The organism is Lyngbya sp. CCY1209 (genome assembly GCF_035615495.1).
Classification (GTDB): domain Bacteria; phylum Cyanobacteriota; class Cyanobacteriia; order Cyanobacteriales; family Microcoleaceae; genus Limnospira.
On the sequence record NZ_JAJENU010000495.1, the window covers coordinates 26,102 to 44,768 of the forward strand.

General features: G+C 54.8%; 9 protein-coding genes. 5 read left to right on the forward strand and 4 right to left on the reverse strand.

Annotated elements, in window-relative coordinates:
• Positions 1–35: 35 nt before the first annotated feature.
• The gene (locus tag LKE08_RS15485; RefSeq protein WP_324705141.1) at positions 36–3,011 is read left to right on the forward strand and encodes an exonuclease domain-containing protein; all 2,976 of its coding nucleotides are present in this window, start codon (positions 36–38) and stop codon (positions 3,009–3,011) included.
• 170 nt (positions 3,012–3,181) lie between these two features.
• Here the strand turns inward: LKE08_RS15485 and LKE08_RS15490 are convergent, their stop codons facing one another.
• Positions 3,182–5,017 carry a glycoside hydrolase family 15 protein gene (locus LKE08_RS15490; RefSeq protein ID WP_324705142.1) on the reverse strand — a complete coding sequence of 612 codons (1,836 nt, stop codon included), beginning with the start codon at positions 5,015–5,017 and terminating at the stop codon, positions 3,182–3,184.
• A 466-nt stretch (positions 5,018–5,483) separates the two neighbouring features.
• Here LKE08_RS15490 and LKE08_RS15500 point away from each other — a divergent pair, with 466 nt between their 5' ends.
• On the forward strand, positions 5,484–6,059 hold the full coding sequence (locus LKE08_RS15500; protein ID WP_324705144.1) for a hypothetical protein: 576 nt from the start codon (positions 5,484–5,486) through the stop codon (positions 6,057–6,059).
• 111 nt (positions 6,060–6,170) lie between these two features.
• On the opposite strand, the gene LKE08_RS15505 is transcribed toward LKE08_RS15500, so the two are convergent.
• A complete protein-coding gene (locus tag LKE08_RS15505) occupies positions 6,171–7,055 on the reverse strand; it encodes a hypothetical protein (RefSeq protein WP_324705145.1) in 885 nt (294 codons plus the stop codon).
• Between the two features lie 236 nt (positions 7,056–7,291).
• Between LKE08_RS15505 and LKE08_RS15510 the strand changes: the two genes are divergently transcribed.
• The 3 genes from LKE08_RS15510 (at position 7,292) to LKE08_RS15520 (ending at position 14,014) form a co-directional block, all read left to right on the forward strand.
• Positions 7,292–8,524 carry a potassium/proton antiporter gene (locus LKE08_RS15510; protein ID WP_324705146.1) on the forward strand — a complete coding sequence of 411 codons (1,233 nt, stop codon included), beginning with the start codon at positions 7,292–7,294 and terminating at the stop codon, positions 8,522–8,524.
• A gap of 126 nt (positions 8,525–8,650) precedes the next feature.
• Positions 8,651–9,199: a DUF3124 domain-containing protein gene (locus tag LKE08_RS15515; RefSeq protein WP_324705147.1), complete on the forward strand. Its 549-nt coding sequence runs from the start codon at positions 8,651–8,653 to the stop codon at positions 9,197–9,199.
• 264 nt (positions 9,200–9,463) lie between these two features.
• Positions 9,464–14,014: a PAS domain S-box protein gene (locus LKE08_RS15520; protein WP_324705148.1), complete on the forward strand. Its 4,551-nt coding sequence runs from the start codon at positions 9,464–9,466 to the stop codon at positions 14,012–14,014.
• Between the two features lie 118 nt (positions 14,015–14,132).
• Here the strand turns inward: LKE08_RS15520 and LKE08_RS15525 are convergent, their stop codons facing one another.
• Together LKE08_RS15525 and LKE08_RS15530 are read right to left on the reverse strand one after the other, a co-directional pair.
• A complete protein-coding gene (locus LKE08_RS15525) occupies positions 14,133–15,170 on the reverse strand; it encodes a serine hydrolase domain-containing protein (RefSeq protein ID WP_324705149.1) in 1,038 nt (345 codons plus the stop codon).
• Between the two features lie 123 nt (positions 15,171–15,293).
• Positions 15,294–18,644, reverse strand: coding sequence for a hypothetical protein (locus tag LKE08_RS15530; protein WP_324705150.1), 3,351 nt, complete (start codon positions 18,642–18,644; stop codon positions 15,294–15,296).
• Positions 18,645–18,667 lie beyond the last annotated feature (23 nt).

Consider the following 18,667-nt stretch of genomic DNA (forward strand, 5'->3'; position numbering starts at 1 on the left):
GGGTATGCTACGGGATAGCGGGTTCAGTTCGCGCCATGCAGGGATACCACCAAGCCCCGAACGATTTTGTCGTCTTGGATACCGAAGGAAACGACACTTTAACCGAAGTGGGAATTGTGGGCGATCGCGGGGAGGTGTGCTATCACGCTTTTGTCAAAGGGAAACATCGGGAACCGAGGTTCAGACTCAACACCCACCCCCTCAGTACCATCGTGGAAGCGATCGCCGCCCATTGTCAAGATAAAATCATCGTCTGCCACCACGCCGAACACGACGATCGCATTTTGCGACGCAGTTTTGAACGGGTGGGAATCCCCTATCCCGATTTCACGTTTATTTGTACCCGGAAGCTGGCACGGCAGCAGTTACCCAACCTTCACAGCTACAGCCTGAGTTACTTGTGCAAAAGTTTGGACGTGCGATCGCAGGGACGGCGTTTCGACACTCGCCAAGCACACAGCGCCGATTACGACGCACAATTCACCTACCAACTTTATCGTTATTTGTACACCTTACAACCACCAACCATGTCTCAAACTCTAGCCGAACTATACAAGAACACTCCCAACCCGTTCAGCAGCATTCGAGTCAACACACCCTTTGAAGAACATCCCGACTATCCGGAAATTTACAAGGACGAATTTGAAACTCTGAAAGCCGTCCTCCACGAGATTAAGGGGGCGCCCAACAATCAAAGCCAGGGTGCGATCGTTTTAGGAGAACCCGGCTCGGGAAAAACTCACCTGATGATGAGGCTGGCACGGGAGGTACTGAAAACCAACCGCCTATTCTTTATCCGCCACCCCAATAATGAGAAGGCAGTCAATTACCATGTCTATGCTCGAATCTTAGAATCATTTTCCGAGGAAATCAAAAACACAAAACTCACCCAGCTCGAACAATTCTTTGCCAAAAGTTTTGTGAACATCCTCAGTCAAACCGACTGGGCAAACACTGCGAGAGGTCGCCAGATCATTGAAAAGTTGAAAGATGATAATTTATCTCTATACGAACGGGTAGGAACACCTGGAACTGATCGCTATCGCAACAATTGGGATATTATCGAAAAACGCATCTTGACTTGGTGGCAGGAGCAGTCCGGATTGTCCACATACTACAGTTCCCAGATTTTGAAAGGGATTATTCGGTTCTGTCGGTATACAGAAACCAGCCGAAAAGAGATCATTCGTCATTGGCTGGCGGGAAATAGTGATGCGGATTCGGAAGAATTAAAAAGCGTCGATCTCAAGCCCTGGCCCGATGATTTCAACCGCGAGGAGTTTGCCCTGGAAGCGATACAAACTTTGGGTAAGTTATCTCTTTTGGATGAACCGCTGATCCTGATCTTCGATCAATTAGAATCCCTCTTTGAGGAACGCAACCGTTTGACATTGGAGAGTTTCGGCTCGACGGTGAAGGAAATTCTAACTCACGTTCCCAATAGTTTCATTATCCTCAACCTATTTCCCGATCGCTGGCAGCGTTTCCAAGAAATATTTGACGGTTCAGTTGTCGATCGCGTATCCCAAACCGTCGTCACTTTAAATCGCCCGGACGAAGTACAACTGTTTCATATTCTCAAAACCTTATGGCAGCAAAAATCACCCCTTTATCCAAGGCTTGAGCTTGAGAGATTATTCGGAATCCATGAACTAGAAGATGTCTTGAGTCGGTCTTCAATTCGTGCCGTCATCAAACGAGCATCTGAATATTACCGTTATAAAGTTCAAGGCGGTCTGCCTCCGGGGAATGGGATTGAACCCCAATCCAATCCAAATCAAATTGAACCCCAATCCAATCCAGAACAAGTAGAAGTTGCCAACGCTTTCCAAGAACTCAAGACAGCTTTAGAAGAACTCAAACAAGAATTTCAGGAACGAGGTAAAAATTTAAAAGCATGGGAAAAATATTTGGAAATACAACAGCATGAAGTAGAAAATAGAGAAAGTAATGCGGCTAAAAAAGAACAGGAACTGATAGAAAGAGAAAGGGCTACAACGGCGAAAATCGAAGCATTGGAAATAGAAAAAAAGAACTTGAAACAACAAATTCTAGGTCTGGAAGAACAAATACGAGACTTGAGAATTTCACAAAATCCAGACAAAGATTCCGATATTAAAAATCAGTTAGATGAAACGATACAAGAGTTGCATAAAACCCAAAAAGAGTTGGTTCAAGTTACAAGTCAGTTGGATGTAGCGAGACGAGGATTGAATGACAAAAAACAAGACTTGATCCGAGTTAAAGATCGCTTGGATGAAACGATACGAGATCTGAATAGTACCAGAAAAGAGTTGTTTGAAACGAAAATAAAATTCGATGATGAGAGAACCAATTGGAAACATGAAAAAGAAAAGTTGGAACAAAGAATTATTGTTGGTGGTGATGAGCCGGACGAACCTTTTGTTATTGGTGGTAATGAGGAGTATTTAGATGAATATTGGGAATTAGATGAATATTGGGAAGATTTATTGGAGAGATGGTACAAACGTTATGAAACGCACCGCATTATCAGCGATGAAGATGATGTCGGTAAACTCAACGAGATCGTATCAGCTTTTTCCACTCGATATTATCTAAGCACAAACCAGTTATTTTTAAAGCATCTGGTCATTCCAGAAAATTTGCAAATTACAACCAGAACCAGAACTCATGTCATCGCTTTTTTACACTTATCTGGAAAAGCCTTCACTTCCAGAATACAAAACTTAAACGATTACTTTGTTCGGACGCATCAAAATATCAGATTTCGCTTGATACGAGATCAACAATTGAACCCGATCAATCCTGGGACTAAGGGATGGACTGCAATACAAACGTTACTGGCAGCAGACAATGGAGAATATGTGGTAATGGATCGGCACGATAGAATAATATTTGAATGTCTCCATAAACTGATTGTTGATTGTAAAAACCGGGAGTTGCCCCCTAAAATTAAACTGGTTGATGTTGTAAACTGGATGACCTGCAACCTGAGCGATTACTGGCTGATTCAGTGCCTCACGCAATAACGGAGCGATCGCCTCCCATTTACAGTTCCGGAAAGGGTGATAAACCTCGAAACCCCGATGAAAAGGGAATTTCCACACCCCACACCCCACACCCCACACCCCACACCCCAGCGCTATATCTTACTCCCCTCGCCCAAAATTGGGAGAGGGGTCGGGGGTGAGGGCCAAAACTACCGATCCTCGATCGCCCGATTCAAATTCCAAGCCGCACTGATCAGAGAAAGGTGGGTGAACGCCTGGGGAAAATTGCCCAACGCCTCGCCGCTGGCGCCCGTCTCCTCCGCGTAGAGCCCCAGGTGGTTCGCGTAACTGAGCATTTCCTCGAAAATCAACCGGGCCCGGTTCAGTTGGGTGGGATCGACCCGTCCCGCGCGGGTGAGGGCCTCCACCAGCCAGAACGTGCACAGGTTGAAGGTCCCCTCCTGGCCGGACAGTCCGTCGTCGGAATAGGCCAGATTGTAGCGGTAGACCAAACTGTTGGACACCAGGCCCCCCTGTTTGGGAGTTTTGGCGATCGCATTCAGGGTTTTCAACATTCGCGGGTCGTTCGGTGCCATGAAAAAGATCAGCGGCATGATCAGGGCCCCCGCGTCGAGGGCCTCGCTGTCGTAGGATTGCACGAAAGCCTGACGGGTGTCGTCCCAACCCCGGTCCATGATCTCCTCGTAGACGCGATCGCGCACTTTCAACCACCGCAGGCGATCGGCGGGAAACGATCGCTTTTCGGACAGCCGCAGGGCGCGATCAAAAGCCACCCAAACCATCAATTTGGAATACAAAAAATGCTTGCGGCCCCCCCGCGTTTCCCAAATCCCCTCGTCTTCCTGGTCCCAGTTGTCGCACAGCCAATCGATCATCCGCCGCAAATGGGTCCAGAGGTCGTGAGAAATCAGCGCCCCGTATTTGTTGAACAGATACACCGAATCCATCAATTCGCCGTAAATATCCAACTGCAATTGATTCGCCGCCTCATTCCCGATCCGCACCGGCGCCGATTTCCGATACCCTTCCAAATGGGGCAGAATTTCCTCATCGAGTGTGTAACAGCCATCGACGCTGTAAACGACGTGCAGCAGGTCGTCTCCGGGCTGTTTTTGACACCGGGATTCGATCCAATTCATGAACTGTGCCGCCTCTTGGGTGAACCCGATTCGCAGCAGTGCGTAAAGGGTGAACGCCGCATCCCGAATCCAGGTGTAGCGATAATCCCAGTTGCGGCTGCCGCCCATTTCTTCGGGTAAAGAACAGGTGGGGGCGGCGATAATCGCCCCGGTGGGCTCGTAGGTGAGGAGTTTGAGGACGAGGGCCGATCGCTCCACGGTTTCCTGCCACCGGCCCCGGTAGGTGCACTGGGACAGCCAATTTCGCCAGTAGACGACGGTTTCTTCAAACAGGTCTTGGGCCGTCGCCCGGGACAGCGGCAGGGTGCAGGTGAAGTCATCTCCGGTTTCCTGGAGGACGAAAACCGCCCGTTCGTCGGCTTCCAGGGTAAATTCGGTAAAAACGCCGCGATCGCAGGCCTCCAGGGGCGTGTAGGTCGCCAATCCCAGGGACAAATCGGGACCGGCCAACCGGGCGCCGCTGGCGGTGAGTCGCACTTTCGGGGGCTTGCGGGCGTAGTCGAAGGCGGGGAAACATTCCATCCGAAATGTCATCGATCCCCGGATGGCTTTCACCTGCCGCACCAGCCACCGATAACCGCGATCGCGGACGGTTTTTCCCACCGGCATAAAATCGATAATTTCTCCCACCCCGCAGGGGGCGAGAAACCGGGTGACTAAAATGTTCGTTTCCGGCCAGTAAAATTGTTTGTGGGTGATCGGGGCGTCCGTGGTGGGATGGATTTGGAAATGTCCTCCTTTGTGGCGATCGAGGAGGGCGGCGAACACGCTGGGGGAGTCGTGGCGGGGAAAACAAAACCAGTCGATGGAACCGTTGATGCCCACCAGGGCGGTGGTGTACATATTGCCGATGATGCCGTAGTTTTCGATGGGTTGATAGGTCATGTTTCTCCCGTTACGCTTTGCCCTCCGGGGGGTCGCCTTGCCGCGATCGTCATCCCCCAAAAGGTAGATTTTTGGGTTGTTTTTGCGGTTATTTTTATCAAAAACCGTCTCCGTATTATATCATATTTAACCCCACTTAACATCAAATATTGTCGTTGGTTGTAGCCCTTTGTGGTCTTCCCAGAGTCCCTCTCCGGAACCGAATTCATGGGGCGATCGCCGCCCAAAACTGGCCATACCACCGCCAACGAGTCCGAAAATTGTCAAAAATTCCGTTCCGTGCTATGAACAATAATTGACCCTAATTTTACAGCATGAAACAATCATGGCGGAAATCAACGGAACCCAAGGCCCCGACAATTTAATGGGAACTCAGGAGGTCGATACAATACTGGGTTTTGGGGGAGATGATACCCTTTTTGGCCTGCAAAATAACGACTTCATTCAAGGAGACGATGGCAACGACTTGATTTTTGGCAATCAAGGGGGCGATTTCCTCCGGGGCGGTGCGGGTGCAGATACCCTCTTTGGGGGTCAGGACGATGATAATCTAACCGATTCATCCCCGCCGGATTCGGCTTCCAGAAACTTTCTGTATGGCAATAAAGGGAACGATACACTCTTTATTAATGAAGGTTTTTTATACGGCGGACAAGGTGACGACTCAATTATCGGCGGTAGTGGTGTGACGAACCTTAGCGGAGATTTCGGCCGAGATACTTTAGTCGGCGGCTCCGGCAGGGATATTTTTACCATCACGCCGAAAGATCAGGTTTTCAACTCCGCTGACGCCGACAGAATTCAAGGCTTCGATCCGAATAGCCGGGATATTCTTTTCTTAGAAACCGGATCGGGTTTGACCGCAAATGATGTGACGCTCACTCCCGATGTCGCATCAAACAGCACCGCTATCATTATCGCGGCAACCGGTCAAGTTTTGGCCGTATTGGAGAATACGCTGCTGACCAAAGAAGATATCCCCAATTTGATTCAGCCGTCGGGTAATCCGTTGGCGATCAACAATTTTATGGAGTTGTTTTAAATTCTCGATGAGACGCGAAACCCGGATTGTCCGCGTCAAATTGAGTTAATGTCACCGGTGAGGGGAATTGAAAACCGGCGGAATTCCCCTCTCGGCAGAACGCAAAAAACGTCACCGATCGACGAGATTAAGGGAATTGCCCGATCGCCGGAAGCGATACAATACCGCCGGCTGCAAAAACATTGTCCGATTCAAGCGATCGCCGGAGGATTGGGAATATCGAACCGAACCCGGACTGTTCCCCCTCAGTTCCATCGCCTCCCCGGGCCCGAGAACGCGATCGCCATTATTGACTTGAAAATACACCGTATCGGGGGAATCGTTGCGAATCACCGTTTGTGGCGGGCCTGGGGGAGAAATCTCCCGGCGGACGACGCTCCCATTCGGACATTGCCACTTATTTTCCGTGCGAATATCCGCGCATCGATTCAAGGAAATGCTCGAATTCGCGCAGACTTGGGAGGAGATTAGCTGACTGTTGCGAACCTGCGATCGCGTCTCCAGGTCGAAGTTCGCAGCAAACGTTCCCTCTTCCAAAATCCGATCATTTCCCTCCCGAATTTGATACTGAAATTGGTTCAAACCCGGCCGGACTCGAAACCGACTATCGCCGTGTTTGTTGCCAAATCGGAACGAAATTTTTTCCGAGGATTTGTTCTGCTCGTAACCTCGATCCGTATAGGGCAATCGATTCGGATCTAAACCCGTCGTCACGTTGGTAATGCGGACCCGCCGCCGCCGTCCCGTCGGCGTCGAGTCGGAGATAAACCAGGCCGTCATATCGGGGGGTTCATCTTTTCCCGGACACTCGCCAGTATATTCTACCATCAGAGCACTGACTCGGTTCATTGTCCCTTCGCCTTCAAAAACAAATCCCGTTTCTCGAACCGGAGTTTGCGATCGTGACTGTAGGGCCGTCAAACCGGAAACCAGAGTCGCCAATGCGATCGCGAATATCCCGGCCGGAAGCGGGCTATCGCCATTGATTTTTCTCACCGATCCCCACCCTCTCGTCACAACTATAGCGTGCAATTTTATCGCTCCAAAAACTGGGTATACCATAAAAAATAGAAACCGTCAAAACCGGCATTTGACAGCGGCGGGTATCGGTTCGCCGGGGAGAACCCCCAAACCGGAAACAAAAGAGAGTTGACCGGCATTTCGGGCGACGTTGTTGAAAATCAAAGCCAGATGGGATAACCTCAAAATGACTGAAAATTAGACCGGAATTCATGATCGCGATCGCGGAACTTTCCATCATCATCGCCCTCCTCTTGCTGGCCAGTATCCTCGCCAGCAAAGCCGCCAGCCGCTTCGGTGTCCCCAGTTTGCTGCTATTTCTGCTGATCGGAATGCTGGCGGGTTCGGAGGGGTTGGGCGGCATCCAATTCGACAATCCCGAACTGACGAAGGCGATCGGAGATGTGGCCCTGATCGTTATTTTATTCGCTGGGGGATTGGATACCCAGTGGTCAAAAATTCGCCCCGTGTTGGCGCCCGGACTCACCCTCGCCACCGTCGGTGTCGGCATGACGGCCCTTTTGTTGGGGACGTTCGCCTGGTTCGTTCTCGGTTCCTTTTCCAGCTTCGATATCGGCCGGCAAGGGATCACCTGGACGGAGGGATTGTTGCTGGGGGCGATTATTTCCTCCACCGATGCGGCGGCGGTATTTTCGATTTTGCGATCGGGTAATTTGGGCCTGCGGGGGACCCTGCAACCGTTACTCGAACTCGAATCCGGCAGCAACGACCCGATGGCGGCGTTGTTGACGACCCAAATGGTGGCAATTGTGGCGACAGGGGAAGTTTCCCTGTGGCGTCTGGCGTTGTCGCTGATTTTGCAAATTGTCGCGGGGGTGGCGTTGGGATACGGTTTGGGTCGCGGGACGGTGTGGGCGATTCACCGCCTGCATCTGACCGCCGAGGGCCTGTATCCGGTGATGACGTTGGCTTTGGTGTTACTCACCTACGGCGTGAGTACAAATGTGGGGGGGAACGGATTTCTCGCGGTTTATGTGGCGGGGGTGGTGGTGGGAAATTATCCCCTTCCGGCGGCGGGAAATAATATTATCAGCTTCTACGATACCCTATCCTGGCTGATGCAAATTGTCATGTTTCTCACCCTCGGATTGTTGGTGTTCCCTTCTCAATTGCCCTCCGTCGCCGCCGTGGGAATCACCATCGGACTGTTTCTGATTTTTGTCGCCCGTCCGATCGCGGTTTTTTCCTGTCTGGGATTGCTGCAGATGCCGGTCAAAGAAAAACTGTTCGTGTCCTGGGTGGGGTTGCGGGGGGCGGTTCCCATCGTCCTGGCGACGTTCCCGCTGACCAGCGGTATCGCCGACGCGGATAAAATGTTCAATCTCGTGTTTTTTATGGTTCTCATCTCCCTGCTGATGCAGGGTTTGTCGCTGTCACCCTTGGCGAAAAAGTTGGGTCTGATGGCATCGGCTGAGGAGGCATAATTGAGCGAAAATTGAAAATATAGCCGTGTGAAATGATTCGTCAAATTTCGCTCCACTCAAAGCCCCCAGAATTGGGGGTTTGGGGGCGAGACAATTTTCAAATGGTTAAGGAGTCACCCTAGAATCATGATGAAATTATCTCTTTTATTTACGATCGCGATCGCTTTCTCAATTTTGACGGGTTGCGAATCCCCGCCAACCGGGGGGCCAATCGCCTCGGAATCTTCCGGCCCGACGATAGAACAGTTGACCCGGGCGGCGGAACCCGTTGATATTACACAAATTGAAGCGATCGCCGGCCATACAGTCTACGTCCCGGTTTATTCGCACATTTACTATCGCAATACCCAGCAAGTTTACAACCTGGCGACCACGTTGAGTGTCCGCAATACCGACCTGGAAAATCCGCTGATCGTGACGGCAGTCAAATATTACAATACCGAAGGAAATTTGGTCAACAGCTATCTCGAACAGGCGTTAAAACTGCCCCCCCTGGGTAGCATGGATTTTTTCGTGGAACAAAGCAACACCCGGGGGGGATCGGGCGCCAACTTTATCGTGGAGTGGATATCCGAAACAGCCCTATCCGAACCCGTCATCGAAGCGGTGATGGTCGGCGTTTCGGGGACTCAGGGATTGGCGTTCACCAGTCGGGGGAAAACAATTAACAATTAACAATTAACAATTTTATTGGATTTTAAGAAAGGAATTTTTTGGAAAAAACTTGCAAATTTTTGCCCTCAAATTTCAACTGAATTTCCCATCTTGATTATCGATTATCAATGATCGATTTTACCGGACTTGAAGCCGGGGCGATCGCGACCGAGCGGGAGAATCATTCCGGCGGGCAGATGCTAGTCGCCCGAAATTCAAGGCGGATAGCCGGTCAAAAAGAGCCGTGATAGTATATTTGCAATTGATAATAATCCGTTCAACTCAATGCCACCACTGAGTCAGTCCGCCCAAGGGGTAACTACATTGGAACCGATCTTGGAATGGTTGGGGAATGTCACCCGAAACTTACATCAACTGAAAACCGCAGAGAGTATCCTGGATTACGGACTCGCCCAGGTCCGCGCCGGCTTCAAAGCCAATCGGGTGTTGATGTATCGGGGGCGACAAAATGGCGGTGCGGTGGTGGCGGAGTCCGGCGGACTCCGCCACCCTTCCAACCCGGAACCCTCGGCGGACAATGGCTGGTTGTTGGCTTTAGAAACTCGGTGGAAAGATCGCGATCGCCGGCCAGACCTCTGGGCGATTTCCGATCTCGAAAAAAGCGGCTTAGAACCCTGCCACATCCGATCGCTCCGAAACCTCCAAATCCAAGCCCTGTTGGTCGCCCCGGTGTGGGTGCGATCGCCCGTCCCCACCGACGACGAACCCCAACTGTGGGGTCTGTTAATCGTGCAAAACTCCTGCAAATCCCGGGTTGGGACCCCCATCCACCGCCACGCCATCCGACACGTCGCCACCCAAATGGGATTAGCCTTAGAACGGTTGGAAATGCAACGCCACCTGGAAGCGAGTCGCAACGAACTATCCCGCTGGCAGGGGGCTTTAGAGGGGGCAGGGGATGGGGTTTGGGATTGGAATGTCGAAACCGGCGAAGTCTTTTTTTGCCACCGCTGGAAAGCCATGCTGGGCTACGATGAGGGCGAACTGGAGGATACCTTGAGAGAATGGGAAAGTCGCATTCATCCCGACGATCGCGATCGCGTCCGGGACCAGATGCGCGACCATTTCAGCGGACGCACCCCCACCTACCGAAGCGAATATCGGATTTTGGCGAAAGACGGGAGTTGGAAGTGGATTTTCGATCGCGGCAAGGTCGTCACCCGGAAAGCCGACGGCAGACCGCGGCGGGTGGTGGGTACCTCCGTCGATATCACGGAGCGCAAACGACTCGAAGAATCTCAGCGGGAAAGCCAACAAAAATACCATACCCTATTTGAAATTCTGCCCGTGGGGGTGTCAGTCGCCGACGCCGAGGGCAACCTGATCGAAGCCAACCCCGCCGCCGAGCGGATTTTGGGCATTCCGCGATCGGAACACGACCGGCGCACCTGCGACGCCCCCGTTTGGCAAATCATTCACCCCGACGGCACTCCGATGCCCCGAGACGAATATGCGAGCGTGCGGGCCCTGCGGGAAGGGCGAGTCGTCGCCGGGGTGGAAAAGGGAATCGTGCGTCCGGACGGCGGGATCTCCTGGATATCCGTCAGCGCGGCCCCCATCCCCCTGCCGAATTACGGTGTCGCCATCGTTTACATCGATATCGGCGATCGCAAGGCGGCGGAACGGGCCTTAAAGCAACAGTCCCGCCGAGAACGGACTTTCAACGAAGTGGTGAAAGCCCTCCGCCAATCCCTCGACTTGGACGCCATCTTCGAGGCGGCGACGGTCGAAATTGCCAGCCTGTTGAAGGGCGAAGTCTCCATCGTGCAGTATTTGCCCGAACGGCAGTGCTGGCGGAATCGGATCGTCCGGAATCAGGGCAGCAGCTATCCCAAGCAACTCGAAACCGACATCCCCGACGCGGGCAACCCGTTTTCGGCGCGACTCAAACAGTTGCAGGTGGTGCAGATCGACAATACAGCGACAGTCGCCGACCCGATCAACCGGGAACTGGCCCGGGCCTTTCCGGGGGCCTGGTTGCTCGTCCCCATCCCCGTCAACGGGGAAATTTGGGGCAGTTTGACCCTAGCCCGACCCTACCAAGCCACCCCCTGGGACCCGGAAGAAATGGATCTGGGGCGGCGGGTGGCCGATCAACTGGCGATCGCAATCCACCAAGCCAACCTCTACCGGCAACTCCAAGACTCCCACGAACAATATGCCCTGGTGTTGCGAAGCATCGGCGAGGGAATCTGGGACCGGGATTTGACCAGCGATCGCGTCCGGGTGTCGGACCGCTACTGGGAAATTCTCGGCCACGACCCCAAACGCCAACCCGACACCAGCTTCGAGGCGGAAATGGGGCGGGTTCACCCCGACGACCGGGGGGCGCTCTACGGCGAATTTCAGGTGTCCGTCGAATCCGGGCGATCCTTCCGGGGCGAAATGCGGATGCGGCACCGACGGGGACACTACATCTGGATCGCCGCGAAAGGGCGGGCGATCCTGGACGGGGCAGGCAACCCCGTCCGCATCCTCGGTACCATCGAAGATATCGGCGATCGCAAGGCATCGGAAGCGGCCCTCCGCCAAAGCATTTCCCGCTATCAATCCCTGGCCGAAGCCATGCCCCAATGTTTGTACCGCAAAGATGGCGAGGGGAAAGTCACCTACGTCAATCCGGCTTTGGTGAGATGGTCCGGGATGGCCGAGGCGGATCTGTTAGGCAAAACCGTCTACGATGTCTATCCCCCGGTTTTGGCTGCCCAATATGCCGCCGACGATGCCCGGGTGTTGGAAACGGGTCACATTTTGGATACCGTCGAACAACATCGGGTCCCCCATCGAGATGAGCTCATTTATGTGCAGGTGGTGAAATCTCCCATCCGGGACGGAGACGGCAATATTGTCGGCACCCAGGGCATCTTTTGGGAAGTGACGGAACGGATTCAACTCGAAACCGCATTGAAGGCGTCGGAAGCCCTGCTCGATTTGTTTTTTTCCCAATCCTTGGACGGGTTCTTTTTTATGATGTTGGACGAGGCGATCGCCTGGGAGCAAGTCGATGACGTGGAAGCCGCTTTGGATTACGTTTTGACTCATCAAAGAATGACCCGGGTCAACGATGCCCTGCTGGCGCAATACGGTGCCACCCGCGAGGAATTTTTGGGTCGGACTCCGGCTGATTTATTTGAACACAACCCCCGACATGGGCGGGACGTTTGGAAACGCCTGTTCGATACCGGACACCTGCAAATCGAAACCGACGAGCGCAAATTCGACGGCACGCCGATGATCGTCGAGGGAGACTACGTTTGCATCTACGACGACCGGGGCCGGATCGCCGGACATTTCGGCATCCAGCGGGACATCACGGCCCGTAAACGGGCGGAAAATGACCTGCGGGAGCGGGAAGAGGCGTTTCGCGCCCTAGCCGAAAATTCGCCGGATTGCATCATGCGCTGCGATCGCCACTACCGCTTTTTGTACGTCAACCCCACCGTCGCCAGTTTGGCGGGGTTGCCCGATACCGCCTTTTGGGGCAAAACCTCCGAGGAGTTGGGATTTTCGGCGGATCTGGTCGCGGTTTGGCACGAGGCGATCGATCGCGTCTTTGCCGCCGGAGAGGAACAGTCCCTGGAATACGAAATGTCGCTGCCGGATGGAAATCACGTCTTCTACTCCCGCATCGCGCCGGAACTCGGGCCGGATGGGGAGGTGGCGTCGGTGTTGGTCGTCGCCCGGGATATCACCGATTTGAAACGGGCCGAAAATGCCCTGCGACAGCAGGTTGAACAGGAACACACCCTGCGGCTGATCGCCGGACGCATCCGAGAAACTTTGGAACTCGACGCGATCCTATCCGCCGCCGTCACCGAAATCCAGCGATCGCTCGCCACCGACCGCGCTATTATTTTTCAACTCACCTCCGACCGTGCCGGGGTCGTCATTCAAGAGGCAGTTAAGCCCGAATATCCCGTCACTGCCACCCTGTGCTGGGAAGACGAGTGTTTCCCTTCCGAGTGCTACGACTTTTACCGGCAGGGACGGGGGCGCATCGTCCCCGATGTCGCCCGGGACGACTGGGGGAGTTGCCTGGTGGAGTTCATGGGGGAAATCGGCGTGCTCTCCAAGATGGTCGCCCCCATCGTGCAGCGGGGGGAGGATAATTCGGCGATCGTTTGGGGGTTGATCGTCGCCCACGCCTGTGGCGAACGGCGGCGGTGGAAGCCGGAGGAACTGGCATTGTTGGAACAGGTGGCCGACCAGTTGGCGATCGCGATCCAACAGTCGGAATTGTACCGGCGCTTGCACGCAGCCAACGAGGAACTCGAACGCCTCTCCAACACCGACTCCCTCACCCAAATCGCCAACCGCCGCCACTTCGACGAGCGACTCAAACAGGAGTGGCGGCGCATCCGGCGGGAACGGATGACGCTCTCTTTGGTTTTGTGCGATATCGATTATTTCAAGCAGTACAACGACACCTACGGCCACCCGGCGGGGGATGCCTGTCTGGTGGCCGTCGCCCAAACTTTGCAGCGTTGCATCAACCGGGAAACGGACTGTCTGGCTCGCTACGGCGGCGAAGAATTTGTCGTTATTTTACCTTATACTAATTTGAAAGGGGCGGTTTTCATCGTCGAGAAAATGCAGTCGGCGATCGCGGATCTCAACCGGGAACACAAAGCCCACAAATCCGCCTCCCACGTCACCCTCAGCTTCGGCATCACCGCCACCGATTTTCACAATATTACCCCCATTAAAACGTTGTTAGACCGGGCCGACGCGGCTCTTTATCAAGCTAAAGAACGGGGCCGAAATCAGTACGCGATCGCGCCGGATTCTGACGAAAAATTAACAGTTAATAATTAACAATTAACAATTAATAATTTTTAATTCCTCAAAACGACTTCTAGAACCCGTTCGACGATATCATCGGGAACAATTAACAATTAATAATTAATAATTAATAATTAATAATTAATAATTTTTAATTCCTCATCACCACTTCTAGAACCCGCTCGACGATATCATCGGGGTGGGCGCGATCGCCGTCGTTGGTCAAAACAACGACCGTCATTTCTTCGTCGGGAAGGTGCCATAACGTCGATGAATATCCCTCGACTCCCCCTGCGTGTCCCCACACGTCGCCCCATTCTTCGGTATCCCAACTGTTCACCCCCAGGCCGTAAAAACCCCCTTCGCCATCCTCCATCCAATCGATCATTTTATCGAAGCTGTCTTCGTCGAGGAGGTCGTCGGTCATGAACAGTGTTTCCGCAAATTTGCCGACATCCCGGGCGGTAGAAATCAGGCCCCCGTCGCCCAAACCGGCGCCGAAATTGAGTGGGCTGGTGCAGTCTTGAACGCCGTCTTCGTCCAAATCTTCGTAACCTTCCACGAAGCCGCCCGGAAGGGTTTCTCGGGCTTCGGTGAACGTATGTTTCAGGCCAATTGGTTCCAGGATGCGATCGCGCATTTCCACATACAGCGGATTTCCTGTCACCGCTTCGACGATCAATTCCAACAAAATATAGTTGGTGTTGGAGTAGCAACGTTCTTCCCCGGGGGGATTCAAAGATTCGAGATCGTAGGCGAATCGGATCGCCTCTTGGGGAGTCCAAATGTCTTTGTAATCTCGTCCGGCGGCGGCTTCTTGAAATTCCTCCGTTTCGAGATAGTCATCCAAGCCGCTGGTATGGTTCAACAGGTGGCGGATGGAGATGCGATCGCTATTTTCCAGGCGATCGCACATTTCCTCCGGCAGCCAGTCCGGGAGGCGATCGCTCAAATCCAATTCTTCTTCTTCATGCAATTGTAAAACCACCGTCGCCACGAACATTTTGCTGATGCTGGCGATCCGGAAGCGATCGCGGGGTTTGATGGAGCGGCGCTTTTTTTGATTAGCAATTCCCGAGGCAATTTCGTAGTGGCGATCGGGCGTTCCCAAATACAAAACCGCCCCCGGAACCTTCTGGTCGTGGATGGCTTCATCCAACAAAAATTGCAGCGTTTGAGTCAGTGGCATTATCAGTCTTAACCCTCAGTTTTCGATGATATTTTGATGGTTATTCTCGCGTTTTTCAAGCTGAAATTATAGAATTAAAAATGGTCAATTCTTCCCCATTCCCCATTCCCCATTCCCTATCCCCTATTCCCCACCCCCCGGCCAGGGAATGGTCTTCACCGTCGCCAGGTGTTCGGAGACGGCCACCGCACCGTATTGGTTGAGGTGGCTGGGGTCGGAAAAATAATCATAGTTCCGAAGCCACCTGGATGTCAAATCGACGAATACCAGCCCAGTTTCTGCGGCCACCGCTTCCATGTGGTCGCGGAATTTTTCCTCGTAGGCACTGCGAACCGGGTCCAAATATTCCTCCGTCAGGGGCATATTCACGAACACCACCGGAATTTGAAAGGATTGGACGTAGGCGACCGTATTTTTTAACGCCTGGGTTTGTTTTCCTTCCAATTCAAATCCTTGATAATCTCCGTCATAATATCCCGAAACCGTGGGATGATTTTGATAGTAGGTTTCGGGGTCGAACCGGACAGACAGGGGCAAAAAACCGTTCGCTTCAAATCGGGGCGATTCATTCTGATTGTCTCCCCCGGTTTCTGTCACGTCAGCCGTCTGTTTTGGGGGTTGGAAGGCGCGGCCGTTGGCGATCGCTTGCAAGATGGCTTTCAGGCGATCGCGCCGTGCGTAGGCTCCCGAAGCCCGGGAAATTTGCTCCTGAGTCGCCTCCCCGAGTCGATCCAAATTCAACTGTCCTTTCAGGGCCGTCGCCGCCAATTCCAGCAACGTTTCTTGCAGGGTGGGGGGCGCTTCCAACTCGGGGGGCGCGACAATTTCAAACGTACCCTGGCTGATTTGTTGGTAGCCTTCAGAAGTGGAAATCGCCTCGTAGGTGCGATCTTCCCGGCCGCTGTTGAGGGCCCGCACGCCGTCGGCGATAACGATCAATTGGGGCAGTTGTTCCGGCGGCAAAATGCGCCGGATAATTAAATCCACCACCTTCACCGTCGCCCCGTTGACGCCGAAATTGAACACCTTCAAAGGCCGATGACCTGGCTCAATTAACCCCCGTTCCAAAACCTCCGGATCGACCCCGCGCAGGGCGCGGGAACTGCCGATAATTAAAATATCTGGGGGGCGCTTGTGGGTGGCGATATAGTGTTGGTAGCGGGCGAGTTGTTCGTCGAGTTGCTGACTTCTGAACGTGGGGTAGAGGAATCGGGATAAGCGACATTTGGAAGAGGTTTCTTCTCCCTCTTTACACTCAGCCGCGATCGCCGCATCGTTCCCGGGGCGGGCCGTAAACCCGGAGGCGTTGAAGGCACCGTCGGAGTCGGGGGGCGGTTCCGAATTGAGTGCCAAAGCCTGCAAACCGGACAGCCAACCCGTCTGGCGGTTCTCGGCGACGGCGGAAACTTCCAGCGCTTCTGTCGTTTGGGGAACCGTCGGGGCGGGCAGTTCGGCGATGGAGTCCAGGCCCGCTCCCAGGAGACGATCGCCCTGCCAGACCAGCAGCAACCCCACCGCCGAACAGGCCGCGGCCAATCCTATCTTCAAATAGTGGCGCGATCGCGAAGTCTCCGCCACCGCCCCCCCCGCCGGAGTGGCGAACAACCCGGTGGCGATCAGGCCTTGTTGGAGGAACCCCGCCAGGCGGTGCAGTTTGGGCAGGGTGTCGGATTCGACGGCAAACGGTTCGTCTCCCCGGTCGAGGTGGATGGCCGGAGACCAAACCAACTGCCCCGCCCGTCCCGGAGTCCCCGCCGCCTCGGAGGGCGCGAACGTCTCTTCCGTGGGGAAATCCGTCGGTTCGGCCGGGGCGGGTTTCAGGGCGATGCCGTAGCGCCAGAGGGGATATTTCTGTCCGGCCCGACGGCCGTAAATGCGGACACCGGCGATTCCTTCGATTTCGAGCGATCGCAGGAACCGGGCGATGGGGAGGGCGACCCGGGACTGGGAGGGGCAGGTGGGGGCCTCGCTCATGACGTGGAGGAGCTTCCCCTTGCGGAGGGCCAAAATCCGAATTCCCCCCGTCGCCAGCTTCGCGTCCAGATCGGGGTTGATCAGCCGTTCCAGCAGGAATTTCAGGGCGTCGATATCCCCCCGAGCCGCCCGGGTGGCGGTGGGGGTTTGCAGGTCGGGGTGTCCGAACGCCGGCAGGTTGAGCCAGTCGATCCAGACGGGGGTTTCGGCCTCCTGGCCGTCCGCCCGCAGTTCCAGACCGTAGAGGGTGGCCGCCCGGATGCCCTGGGGCGCGATCGCGTCTAAAAGCGGTTGTAGGGCTTTGAGGACCGTCGATTTGTCCGGTGCCTTCCGGCGGCGGCGCTTTTCGGGTTCCCGGGCTCGGTGGCAGAACAGGTGCAGGGTGGATTCTTTGCGGGTGGCCCGCACCTGGATGTGGCGCTCGGCGAGGTTTTGATTCAGCAGCCGGGCGATCGCCTCGTCGTCCCCCCACCGCGCCCAGTCCCGGAGGATGCGATCGGGGGGGGTGAGGTCGATCCGCAGCATCCAGTCGGGGGTGGTTTCCCCGCGAACTTGCAGGAGGATGCAGGCGTCGCGGAAGTCTTCGAGTTGCAATTCCCGCAGCCGTCCGGCGATGGGTTCGGCCAGCAGGGACGGGTCGGGGCTGTAGGCCGATTCGCACAGCACCCACAGCCGCCGTCCGGCCGATTTGCCCCGCCGGTCGCCCCGGATGTTGACTTGGACGCTCACCCCCAGCCCCCCGAGGATCTCGCTGAGGACGCGGGCGATCGCGTCCGGGTTGCCGCGGCGGGCCAGATTTTCGGTGGAGACGGCCAGAGCGGGGGTGGCGGGCGGTGACGGCGGCGCGGGTTCCGGGGTGGCCGGGGGTTGACTCTCCTCCTCGGACGCTTCCCGCACGGGGGTCAAAATGACGGATTCCGCCGCCGGGGCGGGGGACATCGGCTCGGCTTCGGCTTTGCGAGGAGCGAACCACTTCAGCAGGGGGTTGGATTCCCCGGGGAGTTCTTCCGCCCGGGGGGAGTCGTCCGGTTCGGATGCGGGGTATTCCAATTTAACCGTCCAGTCCGGGCGTTTGGCACCGGCGGAACGGCCGCAGAGGAAGATTTTGTAAATTTTGGGGGCATCGGGGGGGAGGAGTGATTCCAGGCGGGTGCGCTCCAGGGCCCGTTCAAAGTCGGACACCACCCGCTTTTCCGGGGGACACCGGGGCGCTTCGCACAAAACGTGCAGATGATTCCCCCGCAGCCGAGTCTGCACCTGAACTTCGGCCGAACCGACGGCATCCTGAGACCATTGGGTTAATGCTGACCAATCCCTTACCAAGACACTTTCACGCTCATCTCGACTATTATCCGCGCGACGGTCGAATTTGTCGCCCGTTTCCCCCGGCTCGACCCGCTCCGCCCGCCATCGCGGGGGGCGGTGGTCGGGGACGTCCAACTCGCAATTAGGGGTCGAGAGAGAAGTCGCCTTCTCCCCCTCCCATTCAGAACCGTGCATGAGACTTTCACCTCACACGGCTC

Bases quoted from the DNA above. Each gene is read 5' to 3' on its own strand.
- LKE08_RS15490 (WP_324705142.1), bottom strand. From the start codon at position 5,017: ATGACCTATCAACCCATCGAAAACTACGGCATCATCGGCAATATGTAC.
- LKE08_RS15510 (WP_324705146.1), top strand. From the start codon at position 7,292: ATGATCGCGATCGCGGAACTTTCCATCATCATCGCCCTCCTCTTGCTG.
- LKE08_RS15485 (WP_324705141.1), top strand. From the start codon at position 36: ATGCAGGGATACCACCAAGCCCCGAACGATTTTGTCGTCTTGGATACC.
- LKE08_RS15525 (WP_324705149.1), bottom strand. From the start codon at position 15,170: ATGCCACTGACTCAAACGCTGCAATTTTTGTTGGATGAAGCCATCCAC.
- LKE08_RS15530 (WP_324705150.1), bottom strand. From the start codon at position 18,644: ATGCACGGTTCTGAATGGGAGGGGGAGAAGGCGACTTCTCTCTCGACC.
- LKE08_RS15515 (WP_324705147.1), top strand. From the start codon at position 8,651: ATGATGAAATTATCTCTTTTATTTACGATCGCGATCGCTTTCTCAATT.
- LKE08_RS15520 (WP_324705148.1), top strand. From the start codon at position 9,464: ATGCCACCACTGAGTCAGTCCGCCCAAGGGGTAACTACATTGGAACCG.